This is a genomic window from Salmonella sp. SAL03688 (assembly GCF_046551895.1).
GTDB classification, from domain to species: Bacteria; Pseudomonadota; Gammaproteobacteria; order Enterobacterales; family Enterobacteriaceae; genus Salmonella; species Salmonella enterica.
The window spans coordinates 140097-146964 of sequence record NZ_JBGDVI010000012.1 but is presented as its reverse complement, the minus strand read 5'-3'; the positions used below and the strand labels follow the sequence as shown (position 1 = coordinate 146964).

6 protein-coding genes, 1 tRNA gene and 2 pseudogenes are annotated in these 6868 nt (G+C 47.0%); 3 read left to right on the top strand and 6 right to left on the bottom strand.

The features are described 5' to 3' along the window. Positions 1-368 precede the first annotated feature (368 nt). A complete protein-coding gene (locus ACLJR2_RS14215) occupies positions 369-710 on the bottom strand; it encodes a winged helix-turn-helix transcriptional regulator (protein ID WP_000967787.1) in 342 nt (113 codons plus the stop codon). Positions 711-824: 114 nt separating this feature from the next. Here ACLJR2_RS14215 and ACLJR2_RS14210 point away from each other — a divergent pair, with 114 nt between their 5' ends. After that, complete coding sequence (locus ACLJR2_RS14210) at positions 825-1382, top strand: NAD(P)H-dependent oxidoreductase (RefSeq protein WP_000751883.1); 558 nt, start codon at positions 825-827, stop codon at positions 1380-1382. A 565-nt stretch (positions 1383-1947) separates the two neighbouring features. Beyond that, positions 1948-2175 carry a DUF4102 domain-containing protein gene (locus tag ACLJR2_RS14205; protein WP_001535094.1) on the top strand — a complete coding sequence of 76 codons (228 nt, stop codon included), beginning with the start codon at positions 1948-1950 and terminating at the stop codon, positions 2173-2175. Between the two features lie 113 nt (positions 2176-2288). On the opposite strand, the gene ACLJR2_RS14200 is transcribed toward ACLJR2_RS14205, so the two are convergent. Continuing rightward, positions 2289-3743, bottom strand: a complete 1455-nt coding sequence (locus tag ACLJR2_RS14200) for an AMP nucleosidase (protein ID WP_000428191.1) — start codon at positions 3741-3743, stop codon at positions 2289-2291. 45 nt (positions 3744-3788) lie between these two features. Between ACLJR2_RS14200 and ACLJR2_RS14195 the strand changes: the two are divergent. Beyond that, positions 3789-3950, top strand: a pseudogene (locus ACLJR2_RS14195) (cytoplasmic protein). Here ACLJR2_RS14195 and ACLJR2_RS14190 read toward each other — a convergent pair. From ACLJR2_RS14190 to ACLJR2_RS14175, 4 genes and pseudogenes are all read right to left on the bottom strand, one after another. Next, the gene (locus ACLJR2_RS14190) at positions 3939-4265 is read right to left on the bottom strand and encodes a DUF1493 family protein (RefSeq protein WP_000228159.1); all 327 of its coding nucleotides are present in this window, start codon (positions 4263-4265) and stop codon (positions 3939-3941) included. The pseudogene ACLJR2_RS14195 and the gene ACLJR2_RS14190 sit on opposite strands and share 12 nt — an antisense overlap. Then, positions 4259-4722: pseudogene (locus ACLJR2_RS14185) on the bottom strand (STM2901 family protein). Before ACLJR2_RS14185 ends, ACLJR2_RS14190 begins: the two are co-directional and overlap by 7 nt. A 421-nt stretch (positions 4723-5143) precedes the next feature. Next, positions 5144-5219: transfer RNA gene (locus ACLJR2_RS14180), tRNA-Asn, on the bottom strand. 140 nt (positions 5220-5359) lie between these two features. Next, complete coding sequence (locus tag ACLJR2_RS14175) at positions 5360-6817, bottom strand: EmmdR/YeeO family multidrug/toxin efflux MATE transporter (RefSeq protein WP_001669456.1); 1458 nt, start codon at positions 6815-6817, stop codon at positions 5360-5362. Positions 6818-6868 lie beyond the last annotated feature (51 nt).

The following is a 6868-nucleotide window of genomic DNA, read 5'->3' as shown; positions in this document are numbered from 1 at the left end:
AGTGCCTTAAGCGCTTTATCGAAATCGAAGGGCTGGGACATGTGTCATTCCTTTTTGATTGTATATTACTGGAATGACACAGAATTTCTAACACTCCCCTTTGAAGTGATTCAGAAAATATCTGCATTTATCTATCATGATATGCAGGCTATCAGCTAAGCTACGATAACGTGTTCCTAAATAGTGTGGAATAGCAGATCGCTTTGAGGGAACTCAGCCCGGATTGTGCGATCTGATCAATCACTAAACATCACCAGCCACCAGCTGGGCTGAGCGATGCCAATCATTACACCGATCGCCGAAGTCTGCTATGAACAGTTGAGAATTACTCAGAGTTGTTCATCATCTGTATCCACACCACTAAATTATTAGTTGCGGTTTTTCCCCCCCCAGTCACACATTAAATCCAGAATTGGCATTAATGATTCCCCTCGTTTTGAAAGACTGTATTCAACTTTGGGCGGTATTTGAGGATACTCCACCCTATTGATTATTCCATCTTGTTCGAGTTCTTTCAGAGTATTACTCAGAGTTTTGAAAGAAATCGTACCGATGCGGCGTTTAAGCTCGTTGTATCGCATGACTGGTTTATTTTCATTTAACCAGTACATAACTATCATTTTATATTTCCCGCTAATTAAGGAAAGAGTATAACCAAAATCGGTTTCCTCCAGGTTGATACCAGTCTGTGAGCATGTCTCAGCCATCATTTACACTCTCCTTTTGGTAAGTATATAACCTAAATTTGCGTACTTCACAAACGACAGGGCCAATCATATACTCCAGAGTAACCCAATCGCAAGTCAGTCCTGAATGAGGAAATGATGAAAAAAACGCTTATAGTTGTCGCTCATCCAAATATTGAAAATTCAGTTGTTAATCAGTGTTGGATAAATGAGTTAAAAAAGTATCCTGATCAGTTTACTGTCCATGAGCTTTATAAAGCATATCCTGACGGCAGGATCAATATCGAGACTGAGCAAAGACTGGTTGAGCAACATGAGTCGCTGGTTTTGCAGTTCCCAGTTTACTGGTTCAACTGCCCTCCCATGTTGAAACAATGGCTGGATGAAGTGTTTCTTTATGGATGGGCATACGGCTCTACAGGCGATAAGCTGAAGAATAAAAAAATAGCTTTGGCTGTAACTGCCGGTATTGAACTGGCAGACTATATGGCGAATGGCCGTTATAAATTTACCATGCAAGAAGTACTTCGCCCATTTGAAATTACGATTAAATATGTTGGTGCTGAATATGTTCCACACTTTGCCTTTTATGGTGCAGAATATAACCCTTCCAAAGAAGTGATTAAAGAAAACGCAGTAGACTATGTTAAGTACTTAACTAAATTAACTTACAGTGAGTTAGTAATAAGTAATTAATGTTAATTTGATAGCCCGTTCTCATATATTTTCGCTTATGATGCAGTAAATAATATGGTTCTGCTTGCTGCATCAATTAGTGTCTTGATTGCCTTACTTGTAATTAAGCCAAAAGAACACAGTGAAATTTAACCGAACCATTACAAACCAACTCACAAATTTCGTATTGAGTTGGTTATCGTACTGATATTTTGGCTTTGGCACTCAGGTAATTACATAACCGATGTCCACTTTGACACAAAGCTGTCTGTTATGCCCACTTACGGCCAAAGAGTAATCTAAAACATGACAAATATCACATTTCAGAACAGTTATTGCGTTTGGAGCCTTATTGAGGGCCTCACTCCAATTTTAAAAATAAAATCTTCATAAATTCAATATGATAAATCAATATCAGTATCCAGTCAGAGGAGACAAATTCCTGTTTTCAGGCTTACTTATAAATTCTTATTACCACAGATTTCAATAAGTTAGCGTGAAAATACCTCCCGATGCGCATCTGGTTTTTCCTGCGCATCCGGCGAAACTTTGGGCCATTTCAGTTCGATAATGGCGTGACCATCCTGTGTCTCTAACCAACGCACAAATCCGCAGTATCAAGCCTTCTGATAACCCCTTTAAGCTGATCGATTCTCATGGTCGGTATCTGCTTGTTAATCCGGGCTTGTGGGTCAGGCGCTCAAAGAGCGTGAAGTGCGGCGCAATGTTTTCGCCTTCCGGCGCGTTTCCTGACGTAGACGCGATTATCGGCGACAGATCTCCGGTGATGGTGATGGAGCTCGCGGCACAATAAGGCCTTAGCGGGATGCAAAATCGCCTCCCGCTAAGGCTTCATTCAGCCGCTTTTCATATCACATAAATACGCCTCTTCCACTCCTGTCCAACAGCAGGCGACAGCTCATTTCGTTAGCGAAACGGTGGCTCATTAAACGTGCGTAATTTACGTGAGTGCAAACGATCACCTTCTGCGCGTAGTAAATCAATAGCACGAATACCAATTTGCAAATGTTCTGAAATAGCCCCCTCATAAAACCGGTTTGCCTGCCCGGGCAGTTTAATTTCACCGTGTAAAGGTTTGTCAGAAACACAAAGTAGCGTGCCGTAAGGCACGCGGAAGCGATAGCCCTGGGCTGCAATCGTCGCGCTCTCCATATCAATCGCGACCGCGCGGCTAAGGTTGAATCGCAGCGCCGATGCGGAATAACGAAGCTCCCAGTTACGGTCATCCGTGGTGACGACGGTTCCCGTGCGCAGTCGCTGTTTCACCTCTTCGCCGGGCATTCCGCTAACCGCTTTGGTAGCGTCGTACAGCGCACGCTGTACTTCCGCAATGCTTGGAATCGGAATATCAGGCGGCAGAACGGCATCCAGCACATGATCATCGCGTAAGTAGGCATGGGCCAGCACATAATCGCCAATCGCCTGACTTTCTCGTAACCCTCCACAGTGCCCAATCATAAGCCAGACGTCAGGCCGCAACACGGCCAAATGGTCGCAAATCGTTTTAGCATTTGAAGGGCCGACACCGATATTTACCAGCGTAATCCCCTGCCCATCTGCCGTTACCAGGTGCCAGGCGGGCATCTGATGTTTCTTCCAGGCCAGATCGGAAATAGCCTCTTCCGGCGCTTCCGTTTCTGCCGTGATCCAAATTCCGCCGGCACAGGAAAGCGCGATATAGGGGCTGTCAGGATCAAGAATTTGGCTGCATCCCCAGCGCACAAACTCATCGACATAGCGGGTGTAGTTGGTAAACAAAACGAAGGGCTGAAAATGTTCAACCGGCGTACCGGTATAGTGCCGTAACCGGGCCAACGAGAAGTCAACACGACGCGCGTCGAAGTGCGATAACGGATAGAATTCGCCGGGGTGGAACAGACCGTCTGCTGTCTCATCGCCAATCTGTGCCAGTTCTGTGGTAGGAAAATGGCGCGTTAGCCCAGCGCTCATAGAACGATCCAGCGTCAGAGCCGAGCCATCGATCACGTAAGGATACGGGATCTCATGGTGCGAGGCCTCCACCGCAATATGCGCGCCATAATCATGGTAAACGAGGTTAAGCTGTTCCAGAAGATAAGCGCGAAATAGCGCAGGCCGCGTAACGGTAGTGGTATAACAGCCAGGATGAGTAAAGCGTCCAAAAGCGCGTGTTTTAGGCGGGTTCGGTGTCGCGCCATCCCAGCTTACAGACAGCGAAGGATAAACAAACAGTCCGTTAAGCCTGGCGTGGGGATCGGGCAGCGTGCCGTTATCAACATAGTCAGCGATGGCTTCACGGAGCGCGTTAACCGACTGCTCGTACAGCTCCTCCAGGCGATCCAGCGCCTGCTCGGGCGTCAGGTTTGTGCCTTTATTTTCCATATTATTCTCCTTAGCGTTCACAGGTGAGGCACGTCATTCGATAGTATGACAGCAAAGGAGGAAACTAAAGGGGTTAGCGTAAGGGCGGCGGCAGTAAACATGAACCTTTAAAAAAGAAAAGAGAACTATCTTAGCGCCACCATCATCGCTCAAAAAGAAGGGTACTGGTACAGCTATTTGTTAAGTTCATTACAATTAGTCATATAACCATTTCCCGGCTTTTGCTGACTCGATCAGCATGCTGATAGTGAAATCTGGGACGGGTACAGGCTCCGTTTTCTTGAACGGATGCCATGAAAAAGGGTGATTAGGAAAATAGGTTTCTATTCTGAAGTTACCTCGCTCGACATTGAGTTTCTCGAAGAATTTATTCATGAGATCTTCGGCTTCAAGTTCATCAATGCTCAGATCAGTATCAAGGTCAATCTCTGGTGTTAATTCCACTTGCTTAATGTTGAACAGATATGTGCCAGCATAAGGCCGTACAAGCTCGTAAACTTGCTGTTCAATATTGTCTACCATAACTTATCATTGCCCCGAGCAATGGTATTGTAGTCGCGTATAGTGAGATATGTTATTTGTGACACATCTGCGGCAAGGATAATTTCCCCGATCAAAGGAATGAAACGTCCAACAAACGGCGCAATGTTACGAACCATAACACGTCTGGCTGTCCACGGGGTGTAACCGCCTAACCATGTCGGAAGGAATATTCCAAAGGGAAATTTTGACTTTTTAAACACTGCACGTGCAGTCCTGGACGCGTATGATGTGCCTTTAGTCGCTCCAGCGGGTTTCGCCCTTGTCCAAAGATTATTACGACCTGATGCCAAAGCAACAACAGCCCCGAAATCTGCAACACCAATCCCAAACTGGCTTGCGGTATTCTCACAAAAAATCATAACAGAAGTTCGGCAGCAGTCAGATTGGATTTTCCTGCATAGAAGTATGTTCCATTTAGTTCTTCTACTGTATCCATTAGAAACTCTATAGTTACTATTTTGGTTTACTTATTGTACATCCTTGTTTCGAATGAAAGAAATCAATCTTTTGGGAAAGAACGGATCAAGATCACTGGAAATATCTGAAATCAGATGAAAGAGACAGTCGCGATTCCCACCAGGGGCATCACCTGGCAAGCTTGTGTGATCGCTCCGTTTGAACCGAACACATCTATATGTCAGCATACTGATACGGGTTTGATCTTGCGGATAGCGGTATCGGTTAATGCCATACGTGGGGGCTCCATTTTTCCAACGAACCGTGAAGCCTCCGATTAAGCCCCCAAAAACCATGGATGTCAAAAAACCCGGTAAACCTTCTCAGGTCAACCGGGTAAAGATAAGTTATTGTTTTTTTAAACGTCTCCGGACTCACCAGGATATCCCGAAACTAAAATCTGGCTCCTCTGACTGGACTCGAACCAGTGACATACGGATTAACAGTCCGCCGTTCTACCGACTGAACTACAGAGGAATCGTGTGAACGGGGCGAATATTAACGAGGTGCCCCTGGCTTGTCAAAGCCTGTTTTCACAAAAAAAGTTCGTTTGCTGCTTTATTCCACACTTCGGTTAAAATTCACCGTTTCCTGATGATTTTCACAGCAAAAAGCGCTTACTCCCTCTTTACGCGCGGGTATCTCCACAGCCAGCGCCCGCTTATCAGACGCCAGTAAAACAGTGCGCCACGCACGGCCCAGTCAAGAAACATCCCCAGCCAAACCCCTACAACCCCCATACCCAGCACAATACCAAGCGTATACCCTGCCACAACGCGACAGCCCCACATCCCCAGCATCGATACCCACATCGCAAATCGCACATCGCGCGCGCCTTTAAAACCCGACGGCAACACCCACGCGGCCGCCCAAATTGGCATAAAGGCAGCATTAAGCCAGAGCAGAACTTTCACTACCTCTTTTACGTCCTGCTCCTGGGTATAAAATGAGGCAAACAGACCCGCAAACGGCGCCGTCCCCCAGGCAATTGCCGTAAGTACGATAGTCGACATCCAGAATACATGGCGCAGTTGACGCTCTGCCTGACCAATTTGCCCGGTACCAAGACGCTTACCGGTGATAATAGTCGACGCCGAACCAAGGGCGTTACCCGGCAGGTTGATAAGCGCCGCCACGGAAAAGGCAATAAAGTTACCCGCAATAACGTTAGTGCCCATTCCGGCGACAAACATTTGCGTCAGTAGCTTGCCACCGTTGAACAGCACTGATTCAATGCTCGCCGGAATACCGATACCCATCACTTCCCAGATAATGCCGAAATTCAGCGGCTTCAGATAGCTTTTCAGCGGAATGCGCAGCGCCGGATTAAAACCAATCATCAGCACCCAAATAATCGCTACCGCGCCGATGTAGCGCGAAATGGTTAATCCCAGCCCCGCGCCGGCAAAACCCAGCCCTTGCCAGGAGAAAGCCCCGTAAATCAGGATGCTGCTGATAATAATATTGAGAATGTTCATCCCGCCGTTAATCATCAACGGGATTTTCGTATTCCCTGCCCCACGCAGCGCGCCGCTACCGATTAGCGCAATTGCCGCAGCCGGATAACTCAGCACCGTCAGTTCAAGGTACGTTAACGCCAGCCCCTTTACTTCTGGCGTCGCCTCGCCTGCGACAATATTAATAATTTCACTGCCGAAATAATGAATGACCACTGCCAGCACAACGGCAAATAGCGTCATAATCACCAACGACTGGCGCGCCGCCGCCCTTGCGCGTCGCCTGTCGCGCTTGCCGAGGCTAAAGGCGACCACCACCGTAGTACCAAGATCGATAGCCGCAAAAAAAGCCATAATTACCATATTAAAACTGTCGGCAAGCCCCACGCCCGCCATTGCTTCCTTGCCCAGCCAACTGACGAGAAAAGTACTGAGCACGCCCATTAGCAAAACACAGGTATTTTCCAGAAAAATAGGGATAGCAAGTGGGGTGATTTCACGCCAGAACAACACTTTGTAGCTCTTGCGTTTGGCATACCAGGGCGTACGGACGACAGCCTGGCGTAAGGCAGTGGAGACGTTCAAAATGGACCTTAAAGAAGAGAGTTGAAACCACATTTCAATAATGAGCGAGAAATCGTAAGGCTGCAAAGCTTTTTGCAGAAAAAA